Consider the following 15,133-nt stretch of genomic DNA (forward strand, 5'->3'; position numbering starts at 1 on the left):
GTGCAACACGATGCGTGCTCTACCCATGATATTCAGTATGTGCGTGGCGATGGGCTTGTCCCTTGGCGTCGCGGCTCAGACACCGAAAATACCTGTCGTAGCCAGCTTCAGCATTCTCGGCGACATGACCCGGGCAATCGGCGGCGAACATGTGCACGTCAGCGCGCTGGTCGGCCCTGATGAGGATGCACATACCTATGAGCCCACCCCGGACGATGCCAAGGCACTGCTCAATGCCAAGATCATTATCAAAAATGGCCTGGGGTTCGAGCCCTGGCTTGATCGCCTGGTGAGCAGTACCGAAACCCCGGGGGCTATCGTGACTGCCAGCAAAGGAGTGGCTGCTCACACGATGGAGGAAGACGGCGAAACCATCCCCGACCCTCACGCCTGGCACAACCTGACAAACGCAAAACTGTATGTGAACAACATCACTCAAGCGCTGATCAAGGCCGACCCGGCCGATGAGGCGTACTACAACCGCAACCTTGCGGCTTATCTGAAAAAGCTGGATCGACTGCAAGCCGAGGCCATAACAGATCTGGGCAACCTGCCCGCCGGCAATCGCCGTATCGTGACCTCCCATGATGCCTTCGGCTATCTGGGCCAGGCCTATGGCATCGACTTTATGGCACCTCAGGGCTTGTCCACTGAGCGCGAACCTTCGGCCGCTGAAGTCGCTTCGCTGATTCGTCAGATACGGGCCGACAAGGTGAGGGCCGTATTTATGGAGAACATTAAAGACTCGCGTCTGTTGCAGCAGATTGCCGATGAAAGTGGCGCACAAATTGGTGGCACGCTGTACTACGATGCCCTGGCCAGTGAAGGTCCGGCCAGCACTTTTCTTGGCCTTTTCGAATACAACCTCACCACCCTGCACAACGCATTGAGCACACCATGATCCGAAAAAATCCATCAGGCGACTTGCCACAAATCGCCGAGTCCGCCTATGTCGACAGAACGGCCATCATTTGCGGCAAAGTAGTGATCGGCGAAAACGTATTTGTCGGACCGTACGCCGTGATCCGCGCCGATGAAGTCGACAAGGACGGCGGCATGCAACCGATCAGCATCGGCGCTAATTCAAATATTCAGGACGGCGTGGTCATTCACTCAAAGTCCGGCGCGGCGGTCATCATTGGTGAAAACACTTCGATAGCACATCGTTCCATCGTTCACGGGCCATGCCGTGTTGGCGATAGGGTATTTATCGGTTTCAACAGTGTGCTGTTCAATTGCGAGTTGGGTGATGGCTGTGTGGTGCGGCATAACTCGGTCGTGGATGGCCGCGACCTGCCGGATAACTTCTATGTGCCGTCCACGACCCGAATCGGACCAAACACGGACCTGAGCCAATTTGCGCCAGTGAGTGTTAGCGCATCGGAGTTTTCAGAAGATGTAGCGCGCACCAATGTGGATTTGGTGCGCGGCTATAAAGCGCTGCAAAACGAGTTCTGATCAAGTACGCGGTTTGACGGTTCCACAGTTTTGTCCCAACCAGACAGCACGGGTATCCATGCTGCCCTTCTGCTGTATCCCGGTCGCATTGAAGGTGCCATTTACTTGGGTGGTGAACTCCCGATCACTGGCAAACGTTGCCACACCTGCGCCCTGGGCTTTTGGACAACTAAAGCGAAACTTCCACTGATTTCCACTACGCTCAGTGATCTGCTGGTTACACCCAGACTTGGGGTCAGTCAGCGGAATATTGTCTGACTTCACTTGCTCGGGCGTCAGGCACACCCGCACACCTTTGCCCGCCATGGTCAGCCCCTGGCTTTCCAGTTGGGCTTTTTGTTCCGGGGTCAGCATATCCTGTAATTGGCCTAACATTACCTGCAGTTCAGGCAGCTGTTGGCCATCTACCTGCATATTGCTGGAGCTGAGTTCCCAAAGCCCCGGTTGCAGCATCTGGGCCTGAGCCACAGGAATCGACAAACCACAGGCCATGAACAGCCCAAGCAGACGAACATTCATCAAGCAACTCCTACGCGATTGTCAGCGTTAGACGTCAAAAAAGGGCAAGTGTTGCGCCCGCAAACAAATAGGACATTCATAACAGATCATGGTCTGTTAGTACTGGCATTAGACATTTTGGAGTAAGGATACGCATGGATTATCTAGGCCCGCACGTACTTGGTTATCTGATTTTATTAATCCACAGCTTAGGCCTGATTGCCGCCGTGCATGCAGTGCTGACGGTCAGGACTGCGCAGGGCTCGATTGCCTGGGCTATGTCGCTGTTCTTTATTCCTTACTTCACCCTGATCCCGTATCTGATCTTTGGCCGTAGTACTTTTGACGATTACATTCGAGCCCGTCGCGATGCCAACCAGGAAATGCGTGAAGCCATCACCCATCTGAGCTGGCGCCCATGGGTCGAAGAAGCACTGGCCGCACGCAGCTCAAAAGCCTACGCCTCGCTGCGCGCAATGCCCAGACTGGGTCGCATGCCATGCCTGGCCAACAACAGCGTGCGCCTGTTGATCAATGGCACGGCGACATTTGACGCCATTTTCGATGCCATTCGCTCAGCCAGAGAAGTGGTGCTGGTGCAGTTTTTTATCATCCACGACGATGACCTGGGCATGAAACTGCATGCACTGCTGCTCGAAAAAGCCGCGCAAGGGGTCGCGGTGCATCTGCTGTATGACAGTATCGGCAGCCATGCCTTGCCAAAAGTTTATGCCGAGACCCTGCGCGCAGGTGGTGTACAAACTTATGCGTTTGCCACCCGTGGCGGCTGGATCAGTCGTTTCCAGGTCAACTTCCGTAACCATCGCAAAGTGGTGGTCGTGGATGGCGTGCGCGGTTTTGTCGGCGGCCATAACGTTGGCGATGAGTATTTGGGTGCCAAGCCCCCGCTGTCGCCGTGGCGCGATACCCATGTGGAAGTCACCGGCCCTGTTGTGGCCTGCCTGCAGGAGTCGTTTGCCGAGGACTGGTTCTGGGCCGCACGCAAACTGCCGCCCCTGATCCTGCCACAAAGCTACCCGGACGGTGGCGTGCTCTGCCAGTTCCTGGCCAGCGGCCCGGCAGATCCATACGAAACCTGTTCGCTGTTTTTCGTTGAAGCTATCCATGCCGCCAATCAACGGGTGTGGATTACCAGCCCTTACTTTGTACCTGACGAAGCGGTGTTTTCCGCGCTCAGGCTCGCCGTGCTGCGCGGCGTGGATGTACGCATCCTGATACCTTCACGCCCGGACCACAAAATCGTGTACGCCGCATCCAGCCTGTATGCCTTCGAGGCAGTACGCGCAGGCGTACGGATCTTCCGTTACCAGCCCGGTTTTGTGCATCAAAAAGTAGTACTGGTCGATGACGAGATCAGCGCCATTGGCAGCGCCAATATGGACAACCGCTCGTTCCGTCTCAACTTTGAAGTCATGCTGCTGACCGTCGACCAAGACTTCGCCAGGCAAGTCGAGCATATGCTGCTTGATGACTTCGCACTGGCCCGTGAAATCACTGATGCCGATATCAAAGCCACACACCGTTTGCAGCAACTGGGCATGCGAATAGCCAGACTGGTTTCACCGGTTTTATAGCTGTGTAGGACGGATCTGAATTACTCAGGGCAGGCAAAAGCGTCAAGCAGGATTCCATAAACTGAATGGCCCGGAATAACCCGGGCCGTTCAGTTTAAGGAATAAAAATAATGAGATTCTCGTTAATGGGTGTGCTCTTCACTATCAGCACGCTTGCTTCAGCTCAGGCCAAAGACACCCCTCACACCCCGCCGCTAATCAACGTAGAAGTGGGCCAGCCAACGTTTATCCACCGGCTGCACTACAAGAAGATGTATAGCGAAAAGCCCTTTGAAGAAGCGGTGTTGTACTACTACGACAATGGCCTCTACAAAATCATCTCCCCGGGAGAGAACCATTACGGCGTGTATGTGGTGGAGGGAGATTTTACTGACGACCAGTACCGCATCAGTTACATCTCCCTCCCCTCACCGGACTGGGGCGGCAATGTCGCCCGCCACGACCTTGTTTTCAACAAAAGCTCACTGACGTTTGAGCAAACAGCCCTGGCCAAGGTTGATCAAAATATCGGGCTCCAGAATGGGCGCTTCGTCCTGGACAGAAACCTGATACAAGACCCGCAACCCATCACCTGGGAAACCCACGCTCAGCGGTAAATATCCGCCCTGGTCGGTGGTAACTCCAACGAGCCATCGGCATGGGGTTTGGTCGCCAGAATCTGGTCGATGTTGATCCAGCCATGGGCAAAGGCGTAGGCACAACCGGCCAGATACAAACGCCAGATCCGCAGGGCCTGCTCCGGTACCTGCTTGGCGGCAGCATCCAGTTTTTGCTCCAGGCGCTGGCTCCAATGCTCCAGCGTACGCGCGTAATGCAGGCGCAAACTTTCAACATCGACCACTTCCAACCCGGCCTCGCTGATTTCGGCAGTCATCATCGACAGATGCGGCAACTCGCCATTGGGGAACACATAACGATCGATAAAATCCCCTGCACCCCGACCAACCTGGCGGCCATCGGTGTGCTTGGAAGTGATCCCGTGGTTCATCACCAACCCGCCTTCGCGCACCGCTCTGGAGAGAATTTCGCAGTATTCGCGCAGGTTGGCGTGCCCGACGTGTTCAAACATCCCGACGCTGACGATTTTGTCGAACCGGCCATCCTGCGGCAGATCGCGATAATCGAGCAGTTGCAGATCAACCTTGTCTTGCAGACCTTCAGCGTTGACGCGCTCACGGGCAAGTTTGAGTTGTTCCTTGCTGAGGGTAATCCCGAATACCTTGACCCCATATTCGCGTGCGGCAAACCGCGCCAGCCCGCCCCAACCGCAGCCTACATCCAGCAAGTATTCGCCGGGCTTGAGTCGCAGCTTGCGGCATAACAGACGAAACTTGGCTTGCTGGGCTTCGTCCAGACTTTCTTCCCCGGTTTCAAAATAACCACAGGAATACGCCATGTCGCGATCAAGCCACAGCTGGTAGAAGTCATTGGACAGGTCGTAGTGATAAGAGATGGACTCGGCGTCAGTCGCCTTGTCGTGATAAACCCGGGGTGGCGGGGCGTAGTCATCATCATCTACCAGCGCCTGGCTCAACTCATCGCATACCCGAATCGCTTCGCTGATAGAGCCTTCCAGTTCAAGCCGACCCTCAACGAAGGCACTGCCCAGCAAGTCGAGGCTGGGGTGGGTAAATTGAGCCACCAGGGTCGGGTCCTTGACCACGATCGTGACGCTGGGCGTCGGGCCGAAATTGAACTCGTGCCCGTCCCACAGCCTCAGGCGTAATGGAAGTTGAAGTTTCTGTAAGGCCGGTGGAAGTTGCGCGAGCATCTGTAATCCTCCTTCATTTCAGATATCAAAACTATAGGTTAGACGAATAACGAAAACTGTCAGCTTCGCGGACAGGAGGTCGACGCTAGAGCGGGCGCGACCGTTTATCCGAATCACTTTCAAGCCAACTTCAACGGCTGCAGGGGTTCATGAAACCGCAGCAAACGCCCGGCATTGCCCAGCACCAGCAATGTGCTGAGGTTATGCAACACCGCGGCGATCATCGCGCCGGCGGCCCCCAGCCAGCCAAACGCCGCCGCCGCGACAATCGCCAGGGTCCAGCCCAGGCCGATGATCACATTGACCTGCAAAGTATGCCGGCACTCACGACTCAGGCGCACGCAGGTGCCCAGCCGACGCAAATCGCTGCCGATCAACACGATATCCGATGACGCCAGCGCGATATCCGCGCCACCGGCGCCCATGGCAACCCCCACCACACCGGCCTTGAGCGCCAGCGAATCGTTGATACCATCGCCCACCACCATAGGCCGAAAGCCGTTGCCGATTTCACTCAGCACACGTTCGAGCTTGTCTTCGGGCAGTGCCTGCGCCTGAACTTCGTTGATGCCCACAGTGTGCGCCAAATGCTCGGCCACGCTCTGGCGGTCGCCGGTCAGCAGCACCTGGCGCCCAAGCCCCAGTTCACGTAATTCACTTAACGCCTGTCGGGCTTCGGGTTTTACGCTATCTGCCAGCAACAGCCAGCCCAGGAAATTGCCATTGAGGGAAAGCCCGGCAATGGGGCCATCGTGGTCAGGCACGGCACTGGTGGTGATGTTCAATTGACTGAACAATTCAGGACGGCCCAACGCTGCTTCACCCTGCCCGGTGCTGGCCACAATGCCCAACCCTTGTCGCTCGCGCACATCATTGAGGGTGAGCATCTGCTCGTGGCTCACCAACCCGGCCAGCGCCCGGCTCACCGGGTGGCTGCTGGCGGCGCCCAAACTGGCGGCCAGTTGCAGCAGCGGTTGCTCGTGCAGCACATCGGTTTCGATCGCTTGCAGGCGCAAAGTGCCGTAGGTCAGGGTGCCGGTTTTATCCACAACCAATGAGCTGAGGTCTGCCAGCTCTTCCAGAAACGCCGAACTACGGATCAAGATCCCGTGGCGCGCCGCCACGGCAATCCCGGCAATCGCCGTCGCCGGTGCCGACAACACCAGCGCACAAGGGCACGCAGCCACGAGCACTGCCAGCATGGCCTGGGCATCGTTGGTGATAAACCAGGTCACTGCTGCAATCATCAACACCAACACCATATAACTGCCAGCATAGCGTTCAAGCAAACGGGTGATCGGCGGCTTGGCGCGCTCGGCGCTTTGCATCAGGGCGATGACTTTACCTAATGTCGATTCTTCACCGGTGCGGGTAACCTGTACCCGCAGTAAACCATCGAGGTTGATGGCCCCACCAAAGACCGGCATGCCGCTACCGACTTCCAGCGGCACTGACTCACCGGTAATAGAGGCCGTATCCAGGCTGGCCTGCCCTGCCAGTACCAGACCATCGGCGGGCACCCGATCTCCAGCGCGCACCTCTACCTGATCGCCGCTTTTAAGGGTGGCGTTGTCGACTTCCAGCAAACTGCCGTCAGCCTGAAATAAACGCGCCTGGCTGCGGGTCAGTTTGCCCAGGGCATGGATCGCTTCCTGGGAGCCAATCACACTGCGCTCTTCCAGCACATGGCCAAAAATCATGATGATCGGCAGCAAAGCCGCCGTCAGCAAATCGCCGGTGGCCCAGGCGCCGAGCATGGCCAAGGCAATTAACTGGTCGGTAATCCCGTGCAGGCTCGGGTAGCGCAGGCTGTACCAGGCCGAACGCATGACCGGCACGGCCACCAATATTGAAGCAAAACCCAGCAGCAACTGACTGACGCCGATTTGCGCGGGCATCAGCCAGCGCCATACCAGCCCCAAACCCAACAAGCCCAGCGCCAGCATGGCCAGTGTCAGTTGGCGCGCTGCGCGACGTTGTTCGGGACCGGTCAACAGGCTCACGGCGGGTTGAGTGGCAGACGCATTCATTGTTCGGCTCCCTGAATAATCAGGCGGGAATCATCGTTGGGATCGACGCTGGTGACAGAACCGGCCTGCCCCAGAATCCTGGGCATGCGTTCGCGGTACAGGCGCAACATCAAGCCAGAATCATTGCCGGCCTGCTGTACCTTGGCCAGGTTGATGATGGTAGACGTATCTGCCTGAGCCTTGGCCAGACGCTCGCTGGCCTGGGCCTGGGCCTGCTCGACACTGCGATCAGCCTGCTGGGTGGCCGATTGGGTGACTTTGGCCGCTTCATTGCGCGCTGCAGCCACCGCTTGCTCCGCATGCTGGCTGGCCGTCAGTACCGCATTGAAGGCATTCACCGCAGGGCCCGGCAAACTCGATTGCACATCCACCCGTACCACTTGCAAACCAATACCCTGCCCGGTGGCACTCAGGGATGCGAGTTGTTGGTTGATGCCTTGCACCAGATCACCGCGCAGGCGCTCACGGCGTTCAGCTGCCTGGCTGTCGCTGCCGATCAGTTCCGGGCGCGCCACCAGAATCGTGTCCAGATCGCGGGCGGCGGTCAGCGCAACGGCGCTACGTGTCACCAACCGGTCCAGCGCAGGCAGTACATGCTCACCTTGCAGCACAAACGCATAGGGCTCGGTGACGTTGTAAAACACCCGTACATCCAGTTGCACCACGCCAGCATCACCGGTCAGCAAATACCCGGAACCGGCCAGCGCATCGCTGACCGGCGTGGCGAACGAAGCTTTTCGATCGGCCTGCAACGCCACATCCGAGCGCAGCAGATTTTCAATCCGGCGTTCACTCACGCGGTCTGCTGCGGGGACGATCACCACTTGCTCGAAAGGCTTTGGCCACGCCCACAACAAGCCGGCATTCTGGATACGGTCCAACGCGCCCATGCGCAATACCACGGCACGATTTTGCGGATCGATCTGACGCACATTGGAAAACCCCCAGGCAACCGCCGCGAATACAGTCACCGCGTACAGGCCCAAAAATGCCAGTCGCCCCGCCTGTTGCCATGGGCTGCTGACACCTTTGATTTCATCAGGTGCCTGGCTCATGGCTGCGATCCAGCCTTGGCATCCAGCTTCGGCGGGCCATCGACCAGTACCCGGAAGGGTGCGGCATCGGTGCGCAAAATAATTTTTGTGCCGGGATTAACCATTGTTCCCAGCGTATCGAGCGTGCGCAGTTCGTTGTACAGCGCGGGCGAACTGGCATAGGCACGACCATAAATCTGCGCGGCTTCTACCCGCGACTGCGCTTCGATATCCGCGGCCTTGATGCTCGCATCGGCCTGCAGGATGCGCGCATCGCGTTCGGCAGCGGAGCGGATTTGCGCCGCTTCGCGCTTGCCTGCGGCGGTGCGCTCCGTGGCGATGGTTTCGCGCTCGGCACGCATGCGGTCAACCGTCGCCGTGAGCGTGACCGATGGCAAAGTCAGGCGCTCCACGCCCACTTGCAGCACACGCACACCATAGGTGTTGAGCAATTGCTGTTCGATCTGCTGACGCAATTGCGCTTCAAAGTCGGCAATTTTGACCTGGCTGGCATCGGTGTTCACCAGGCTTGAAAGATCAAAACTGGCAGCCGTCGTTTCCAGTGCCGACCCCACAAATGTACGGATCTGCCGCGCCGCTTCGTCAGGCTGATTTTGTACGGCGCGCATAAAGCGCTGCACATTCTCGGCATCGGGCTGCACCTGCCAGGCCACATAGGCCTGCACAATAATCCGCAGACCATCGCGAGTGCCCACGTCCTGCAGGCCGCTGGAGGTGGTGCGCAAACGCAGATCCACCGGCACGCTGACTTCAAATGGCGCCGGCCAGCGCCAGCCCAGACCGGGCTCCAGCAGCACCCGGGCCGGGTTGCCAAAGCGGGTAATTACCGTGGCTTCGCCGGAACGTACTTGCACCAGGCTCGCCGCGGCGATGGCAAACAGCACCAGCAATGCCGCCCAGCCCATGCGTCGCCACGGGAAGGGGCTTGGCTCAAGGGTATCGTCATGATGGTGATGGCCGTGGTGGGAACAGCCATGATGATGGCTGCTGTGATCGTGGGATTGAGACAAGAGAAGACTCCTTACTGAGCAGCTTTACGCGGCGCGACAGGATCGGCCGGCAGCGTGAAAGAACGCAGGTCGAGGGTCGGCGCACTGCTGCCCCCAAGGCGATGGTCGAGGATCAGCAATCGGGCATTGTTCAGCCCCTGGCTTAACTGGCTCAGGTACTGTTCCAAAAGGAACGCATGACCGGCACTGGCGTAGGCTTTTTGCTCGGCGCCAAAGCGCAGATCAGCTGTCAGTGCGGTGGCATTTATTTCACGCGCCAGCGCATGGGCTTGATCCAGGGCGACGCTGGCCTGCAATTGCGCCACATTGGCTTGTTCACTGGCCGCGCCCCGTTCGCGGGCAATCAGGGCCTGCGCGCTGATCTGTGCTGCCTGCACACCGTGATAGGCATTGGCGGCCCCGGCAGGTGGGTGGATGGCTTCAACCACGGTGGCAAGAATTTCCACCCCGCTGTCCAGGCCATCCAGATCAGCCTGCACGGCGTGGCCTATATCATCGGCCAGCGCACTGCGCTGCTCACCGAGCACACCATCAAGCGTCCGAGAGGCAAAGTCGTGTACCAGAATGCGGCTGGCGGTAGTGCGAATCAGCGTCGGTACATCAGCACTGTGATAAGTGGCGGCAATGGCGGCGTGGTCGCTCAGGCCAATGCGATAGACAAAACGCACGTCCATATTGACGATCTGAAAGCCCTGTTTGTCGCCACTGTCGCTGGCAATCACCTGGGACTTGTCATTCACATGGGTGGCATCCCACAGGCGATTGGCGGTAAGCGGTGGTAAACCATCGGCAGGCGTGAGTAGCGGATCGACAGTCGATTCTGTGCTAGTGGCCAACTCATGTACCACACCGTTTTCCACCGCCAGGACTCGCCCAAAAGGCCATGGCAGGCCCACGTGCAAACCCGGGCCCAACACTTCAACCGGCTCACCAAAGCGCTCATAAATCCCTCGACCTTGCAGCGGGATTTCACTCACACCGCTCAGCACCCAGCCGACAGCAGCAACCACCGCCAGCACCGGGAAAAACGCTTTGCGCATAAAGGTAAAAGCCCAGATTTGGCGCAGGTCGATGCCGAACCGGTTATGCAATTCGCTCTGCAGCGTCAGCAATGGCTGAGGCGGCCAACGCAACATACCAGCGACAAAGCTTTGCCCGATCATGCGCGGTTCTAGTTTGTCGCGGCGCGGGATGAACAGTGCAGCCAGCGCCCTCAGAATCAGCTCAATAGCCACGGCAGCAGGTAGCAACCCGGTCAGCACCGCGAGGCGGGCAGGCCACACCGCATCGTCGCTGCTGAAAATCAGGCACACGGCGCTCAGGAGCAAAGTGAGGATGGGCACGCGAACCAACGGTGCCAGCAAACGCGCCTCCGGCCATTGGCCAGGGTGTTGCTGCGCCAGGAAACGTTCGAACACTAACAGTGCAAACGCGCACAGCACCGCAATGCCAGCCGCGACACTGCCCCAGGTTCCCAGAGCCAAACCGGGTAAAGCCAGGTTCCAGGTGTGCTGGACGCTCCACCAGGCGACACCGCTCACGCCTGCCAGCCACAAAACGGGCGCGCCGATGGTGGCCAGCACCTGTTTTGCCCCGGCATCAATCCGCTGGTTAAAACGTTCAATGCCACGCAACTGTTCGTCGGGAGCGACCTCAGCCACCTGTGGTGCGGGGTTGAGTGCGTCATTGCGCCAATCCGCCACCCAGTAAGCCGATTGAACGCCTGCGGCCAGCACCAGCATGGCTGCTGCGTTATTGCCCAGCAGCACCGGCCACAGCGATTCCGATGAAAACAGACCTATAAAAAATGCCAGCACCCACGCCAGCAACGCCAGGACTGCCAGCACTACCCCCAGTAGATAGAGCTGACGAGCCTGTGCGCTGGCGCTTTGGAAACGAGGCAAAGACTCGAGCCGGCCCTCCTCTGCCTCTAAATCGACACGCATGGAAACACTCACTTATGAAATATCTAGTTACGATATCGCAGAAATGATGAAACTTTTGTCGAGCTTACGGATTCTTCATCTTGGTTTAAAAACGGCGAAACGCCGCTATGGGAGCCGGTCAAGCACGACTCCCAGCGTTTTTTGGCGCTATCAGTCCGGGTGAGTCATCAACTGTTTGGCCAGGGCTTCAAATGCAGGAATAGTCACCGGATCGTTAGCCGAGTTGCTGGCAACCGGGTTGGAGGCATAACGCACAATAACCATTTCGGCTTTCGGGTCAATGTAGGTGCGCTGACCGTAAACACCGCGCGCCATAAAGGCACCATCCGCGTTGTGCGTCACCCACCACATGTCGCGATAGCTGGCGCCCTTGAGCAAGTCATAACCGGCTTTGGCAAAGGCCGCTTTATCGCCGCCACCACGAATGTCATCGACAACCGCCTTGGGTACGATTTGCTTGCCGAGATACTGACCATTGTTACGGATCATTTCTCCAAAGCGGGCCATGTCCCGTAGCCCTGTATTCAAACCACCCCCCGCAAACGGGGTACCGATTGAATCCACGGTGAAATAGGCCGATTGTTCAGCGCCAATGCGCTGCCAGATTTTTTCCGAGAGCAATTGCGCAACGTTACGCCCTGTCACTCGTGCAATGACCCAGCCCAGCACATCGGTGTTCACGGTTTTATAAGCGAAGGCCTCGCCGTGCTCCCCCTCCGGCTCGACCGTCTGCAAATATTCCATATAACTTTGCGGGCCGGTGTAGTCCTTGGGTTTGGGTAGCGGGTTACCGGCCTGTGCATGCTTCCAGACTTCCGCATTGGGGTCGGCATAATCTTCGCTGTATTTAAGTCCCGTGGTCATGTCCAGCACCTGGCGCAGGGTGGCGTTGCCAAAGGCCGACTTGGCCAGCTCGGGGACATACTCAGCAATTTTTTTATTGGCATCCAACGTGCCATCAGCCACCAGCATCGCGCCCATAGTACCCACCACGGACTTGGTCATCGACATGGCGCCGTGCTGGCCTTCGGGGGTCAGCACACCAAAGTAACGCTCATAAACAATTTTGCCGCGGTGCAGCACCACAATGCCGTCGGTGTAGTTCGCCGCCAGCGACTGTTCCCAGGTCATCGGCTCCTTGCTGCCCAGTGGCACGAAGGTCAAGGCGTCGATATCCGTGCGCAAGGCTCTGGCCAGCGGCACGGGCGCACCCAGGCCACGGGAGACATTGGTGGTAGGCATCAATTGACGGAAGTTGGAAACACTCCAGCGCATGGCGGGAAACTGGAAATAACTGCCGTCGGCAAAGCGCACGATGCGATCCGGCGGGGGCGGTGCACCGACCATCCAGCCCAGCTTCGCCGGGTCGCTGGCAGCGGCGTCCGGGTAACTGGTTTTATCGCTGGCACAGGCGATGGAAGCCGCCAGGCAAGTCACTAGAAAAACCGCACCGGTGCGGGCGGGTTTGATAAATTGCTTGATCATCGAAAATTCCTTTTCAGTTCATGGCCGTGCCCTACCCTGCGGGATAAGCAGTGGGAATGTATAGCGCACACCAGCACCCGCAGGCGATTTTGCGCACCTGAAATTTATTTTTTTATTTTTTCGATCAACCCTTCCAGCTCATGAAAGTCGCTGTGGATGGTTCGTTCACGGCTCCAGATCATGTCCAGAGTGAAAGTCGGAAAACCGGGCGGCGGTTGGAGAACTTTAATGTTTGGCGGCACATTCAACGTCGCCACTATTTTTTTCGGGATCACGATCAGTGCCGGCACCGCCAATAAAACATTGACCCCGGCGTGATAGGAGTTGGCCCGGGTAAAAATATTTCTACGCCGCGACTGTTTTTCCAGCCAGCCATCCACCATGTTTTTTTCCGACAGCCACGGCGTTGGAAATATGTGCGGCGTGTCACAAAATTCATCAATATCCAAAAAAGATTTAGCCTGATGTTTTGCCACGCTGGACAGGCACACAAAAGAATCTTCAGTAAGGCTGCGATAGCCCAGCAACGGATGCCGTTGGTGATAGCCCGGGCCGAAGCCAAAGCAAACGTCGGTGTCAGAAGCCAATAACTCACTGATGGGCAAATCCTGGCCCAGGCGGCTCACACTCAACGCCCAGTTGCGCCCGGTTGAACGCACCTGCTGCAACACTGCAGGCAACATGAGAATTTCAAAATATTCCGGGGCAGTGATATTCCACTGACGCAGCGCGGTGCCCTGCCCTGCTCCTTCCTTGGCGCACTGATTGATGCACTGCAGGATGTTTTGCAGATAGGGCTTGATCGCCAGCACCCGTGCCGTGGGTTGCATGGCGCCGTCGGTGTTCTCGAAGAGTTTGTCGTCGAAACAGTGGCGGAGTTTTTTCAGGCTGTAACTGATGCTTGATTGGCTGAGATTCAACATTTCTGCCACACGCTTGGCGCTGCGATTTTCGATCAACAGCAAGACGATCGAAATATCCTGCATATCCAATTGTTTCAGCGCATTGGTGTAAAGCATGCCAGCTCCTTGCTGAAGTTATCCACAACCCAGAAGCCACAAGACATCAACGTACATTTGCTGGCGCTGCTTGCGGCGAGGCTCTGGGTCGGATCAAAGGGTAAAACGAAGATATCCCCGAACTCTCCCGACCATTCGGCATTACTTGCGTTATGTCTTAAAATAGCCGGTTGCCGAAAGAACCGTCATGGCCGTAGCCATGAAGGGCTTTCATCCCTTGAAAATAAGTGTGGTGAAGATGAACAAGCCTTTCATTTCGCTGTGCCCGGAAGTTACTCGGGCGCATGCGTTGACGTTGATGGATTGGTTGGAAGATGAGCGCGTCACCTGTTATCTGAGCGATTCACGTCATGTCTCCCGCTCCATCGAGCAAGCCATTGATAGAACCCAATTGCCAATCCTGACCCATCTGTTCAACCAGGGCGGCCGATTCTTCATGGCTTATGACCGGCATGACGCCCCGGTAGGCTTTGTCCGTCTGATCAAGACCGGCTCAAATTGCGAGATAGTCCTGGTCATCGGAGACAGCGACAAATGGGGCCGAAACCTTGGCGCCCGCACGATCCGCGAAGGCATGAAACTGGCCTTCCTCGACATGCGGGCCAAGAAGCTCATCGCCAAGATCCACCCGGACAACACGCGCTCGGTAAAAGCCTTTCTGCGCAGCGGCTTTGTGCTTGAAAGCGAAACGCCCACATTGAAGTCATTTTCCATGGCAGCGGGGCGCTATCTCCAGCTCTTGCGCGAAGGTACCGTTGGCGACTCCACCAGGATCTACATCACTGAAATCGACAAGGCCAGGCTCGAGAGTCTAATCGCTCTGGAGCAAGGTCCGACGGTTGTTGAGCTCGAACATGAGCTTGAACGAGCCATTGTCGTCAAGCCGCAGCAGGTGGCGGGCAATGTCGTCACGATGAACTCCAGGGCTTTAGTGCAACTGGACGACGAAGAGATCGAAGTGGCCTTGGTCTACCCGGAAGACGCGGACAGCAACGCAGGGAAGCATTCCGTGTATTCCGACATTGGCGCCGCCATTTTGGGCTATCAGGAGGGGGACGCCATTGACTGGCGAATTTCTGATCGGACCCGCCGAATTGAGATCATGAAAGTGCTTTACCAGCCAGAGGCTGCGGGCCATTTCCACCTGTAATTGAGTGTTTCCCTCAGTGTTGGTCAAGCAACCTGGAAGAAGGGGATCTGTCGAAGAAGGGAGCCCGTAAGTGGCTCCCTTCATTCGCGACAGTTTTAACTCTCTAAAACCACTGA

Annotated in this window: 13 protein-coding genes; 5 read left to right on the forward strand and 8 right to left on the reverse strand. The window is 57.4% G+C overall.

What is annotated here, in order from left to right; genetic code table 11:
* Nucleotides 1-10 precede the first annotated feature (10 nt).
* Both HBN79_RS18240 and HBN79_RS18245 read left to right on the forward strand, forming a co-directional pair.
* Nucleotides 11-901 (forward strand): metal ABC transporter substrate-binding protein, encoded by an 891-nt coding sequence (locus HBN79_RS18240; protein ID WP_169916984.1) that lies wholly within the window; start codon nucleotides 11-13, stop codon nucleotides 899-901.
* Nucleotides 898-1,458, forward strand: coding sequence for a DapH/DapD/GlmU-related protein (locus tag HBN79_RS18245; protein WP_095020592.1), 561 nt, complete (start codon nucleotides 898-900; stop codon nucleotides 1,456-1,458). Before HBN79_RS18240 ends, HBN79_RS18245 begins: the two co-directional genes overlap by 4 nt.
* On the opposite strand, the gene HBN79_RS18250 is transcribed toward HBN79_RS18245, so the two are convergent.
* Nucleotides 1,459-1,977, reverse strand: a complete 519-nt coding sequence (locus HBN79_RS18250; protein WP_169916985.1) for a DUF3617 domain-containing protein — start codon at nucleotides 1,975-1,977, stop codon at nucleotides 1,459-1,461. It abuts the gene before it with no gap.
* A 134-nt stretch (nucleotides 1,978-2,111) separates the two neighbouring features.
* Between HBN79_RS18250 and cls the strand changes: the two genes are divergently transcribed.
* Together cls and HBN79_RS18260 are read left to right on the forward strand one after the other, a co-directional pair.
* Entirely contained in the window at nucleotides 2,112-3,551 is a 1,440-nt protein-coding gene (gene cls, locus HBN79_RS18255; protein ID WP_094999562.1) for a cardiolipin synthase, read from the forward strand.
* Between the two features lie 110 nt (nucleotides 3,552-3,661).
* Nucleotides 3,662-4,147 carry a hypothetical protein gene (locus HBN79_RS18260; RefSeq protein ID WP_169916986.1) on the forward strand — a complete coding sequence of 162 codons (486 nt, stop codon included), beginning with the start codon at nucleotides 3,662-3,664 and terminating at the stop codon, nucleotides 4,145-4,147.
* Here HBN79_RS18260 and cfaB read toward each other — a convergent pair.
* The 7 genes from cfaB to HBN79_RS18295 form a co-directional block, all read right to left on the reverse strand.
* A complete protein-coding gene (gene cfaB, locus HBN79_RS18265; RefSeq protein WP_088378578.1) occupies nucleotides 4,138-5,322 on the reverse strand; it encodes a C17 cyclopropane fatty acid synthase CfaB in 1,185 nt (394 codons plus the stop codon). The genes HBN79_RS18260 and cfaB overlap by 10 nt on opposite strands.
* A gap of 119 nt (nucleotides 5,323-5,441) precedes the next feature.
* A complete protein-coding gene (locus HBN79_RS18270) occupies nucleotides 5,442-7,352 on the reverse strand; it encodes a cation-translocating P-type ATPase (protein WP_094999564.1) in 1,911 nt (636 codons plus the stop codon).
* Nucleotides 7,349-8,407 (reverse strand): protease modulator HflK, encoded by a 1,059-nt coding sequence (locus HBN79_RS18275; protein WP_094999565.1) that lies wholly within the window; start codon nucleotides 8,405-8,407, stop codon nucleotides 7,349-7,351. The genes HBN79_RS18270 and HBN79_RS18275 overlap by 4 nt, the downstream gene beginning before the upstream one ends.
* Nucleotides 8,404-9,417, reverse strand: a complete 1,014-nt coding sequence (locus tag HBN79_RS18280; protein ID WP_169916987.1) for a protease modulator HflC — start codon at nucleotides 9,415-9,417, stop codon at nucleotides 8,404-8,406. The genes HBN79_RS18275 and HBN79_RS18280 overlap by 4 nt, the downstream gene beginning before the upstream one ends.
* An 11-nt stretch (nucleotides 9,418-9,428) precedes the next feature.
* Nucleotides 9,429-11,363: a protease modulator HflK gene (locus HBN79_RS18285; RefSeq protein WP_094999567.1), complete on the reverse strand. Its 1,935-nt coding sequence runs from the start codon at nucleotides 11,361-11,363 to the stop codon at nucleotides 9,429-9,431.
* Between the two features lie 150 nt (nucleotides 11,364-11,513).
* Nucleotides 11,514-12,848, reverse strand: a complete 1,335-nt coding sequence (locus tag HBN79_RS18290; RefSeq protein ID WP_095020597.1) for a serine hydrolase — start codon at nucleotides 12,846-12,848, stop codon at nucleotides 11,514-11,516.
* Between the two features lie 104 nt (nucleotides 12,849-12,952).
* Nucleotides 12,953-13,867 carry a LysR substrate-binding domain-containing protein gene (locus tag HBN79_RS18295; protein ID WP_169916988.1) on the reverse strand — a complete coding sequence of 305 codons (915 nt, stop codon included), beginning with the start codon at nucleotides 13,865-13,867 and terminating at the stop codon, nucleotides 12,953-12,955.
* Nucleotides 13,868-14,054: 187 nt separating this feature from the next.
* Between HBN79_RS18295 and HBN79_RS18300 the strand changes: the two genes are divergently transcribed.
* Nucleotides 14,055-15,017 carry a bifunctional GNAT family N-acetyltransferase/nucleoside diphosphate kinase regulator gene (locus tag HBN79_RS18300; RefSeq protein ID WP_095024803.1) on the forward strand — a complete coding sequence of 321 codons (963 nt, stop codon included), beginning with the start codon at nucleotides 14,055-14,057 and terminating at the stop codon, nucleotides 15,015-15,017.
* Nucleotides 15,018-15,133 lie beyond the last annotated feature (116 nt).

It is taken from the genome of Pseudomonas sp. WS 5051 (assembly GCF_012985715.1).
Classification (GTDB): Bacteria; Pseudomonadota; Gammaproteobacteria; order Pseudomonadales; family Pseudomonadaceae; genus Aquipseudomonas; species Aquipseudomonas bubulae.

Bases quoted from the DNA above. Each gene is read 5' to 3' on its own strand.
- HBN79_RS18250 (WP_169916985.1), bottom strand. From the start codon at position 1,977: ATGAATGTTCGTCTGCTTGGGCTGTTCATGGCCTGTGGTTTGTCGATT.
- HBN79_RS18270 (WP_094999564.1), bottom strand. From the start codon at position 7,352: ATGAATGCGTCTGCCACTCAACCCGCCGTGAGCCTGTTGACCGGTCCC.
- HBN79_RS18240 (WP_169916984.1), top strand. From the start codon at position 11: ATGCGTGCTCTACCCATGATATTCAGTATGTGCGTGGCGATGGGCTTG.
- HBN79_RS18290 (WP_095020597.1), bottom strand. From the start codon at position 12,848: ATGATCAAGCAATTTATCAAACCCGCCCGCACCGGTGCGGTTTTTCTA.
- cls (WP_094999562.1), top strand. From the start codon at position 2,112: ATGGATTATCTAGGCCCGCACGTACTTGGTTATCTGATTTTATTAATC.
- HBN79_RS18285 (WP_094999567.1), bottom strand. From the start codon at position 11,363: ATGCGTGTCGATTTAGAGGCAGAGGAGGGCCGGCTCGAGTCTTTGCCT.
- HBN79_RS18245 (WP_095020592.1), top strand. From the start codon at position 898: ATGATCCGAAAAAATCCATCAGGCGACTTGCCACAAATCGCCGAGTCC.
- HBN79_RS18275 (WP_094999565.1), bottom strand. From the start codon at position 8,407: ATGAGCCAGGCACCTGATGAAATCAAAGGTGTCAGCAGCCCATGGCAA.
- cfaB (WP_088378578.1), bottom strand. From the start codon at position 5,322: ATGCTCGCGCAACTTCCACCGGCCTTACAGAAACTTCAACTTCCATTA.
- HBN79_RS18260 (WP_169916986.1), top strand. From the start codon at position 3,662: ATGAGATTCTCGTTAATGGGTGTGCTCTTCACTATCAGCACGCTTGCT.
- HBN79_RS18295 (WP_169916988.1), bottom strand. From the start codon at position 13,867: ATGCTTTACACCAATGCGCTGAAACAATTGGATATGCAGGATATTTCG.
- HBN79_RS18300 (WP_095024803.1), top strand. From the start codon at position 14,055: ATGGCCGTAGCCATGAAGGGCTTTCATCCCTTGAAAATAAGTGTGGTG.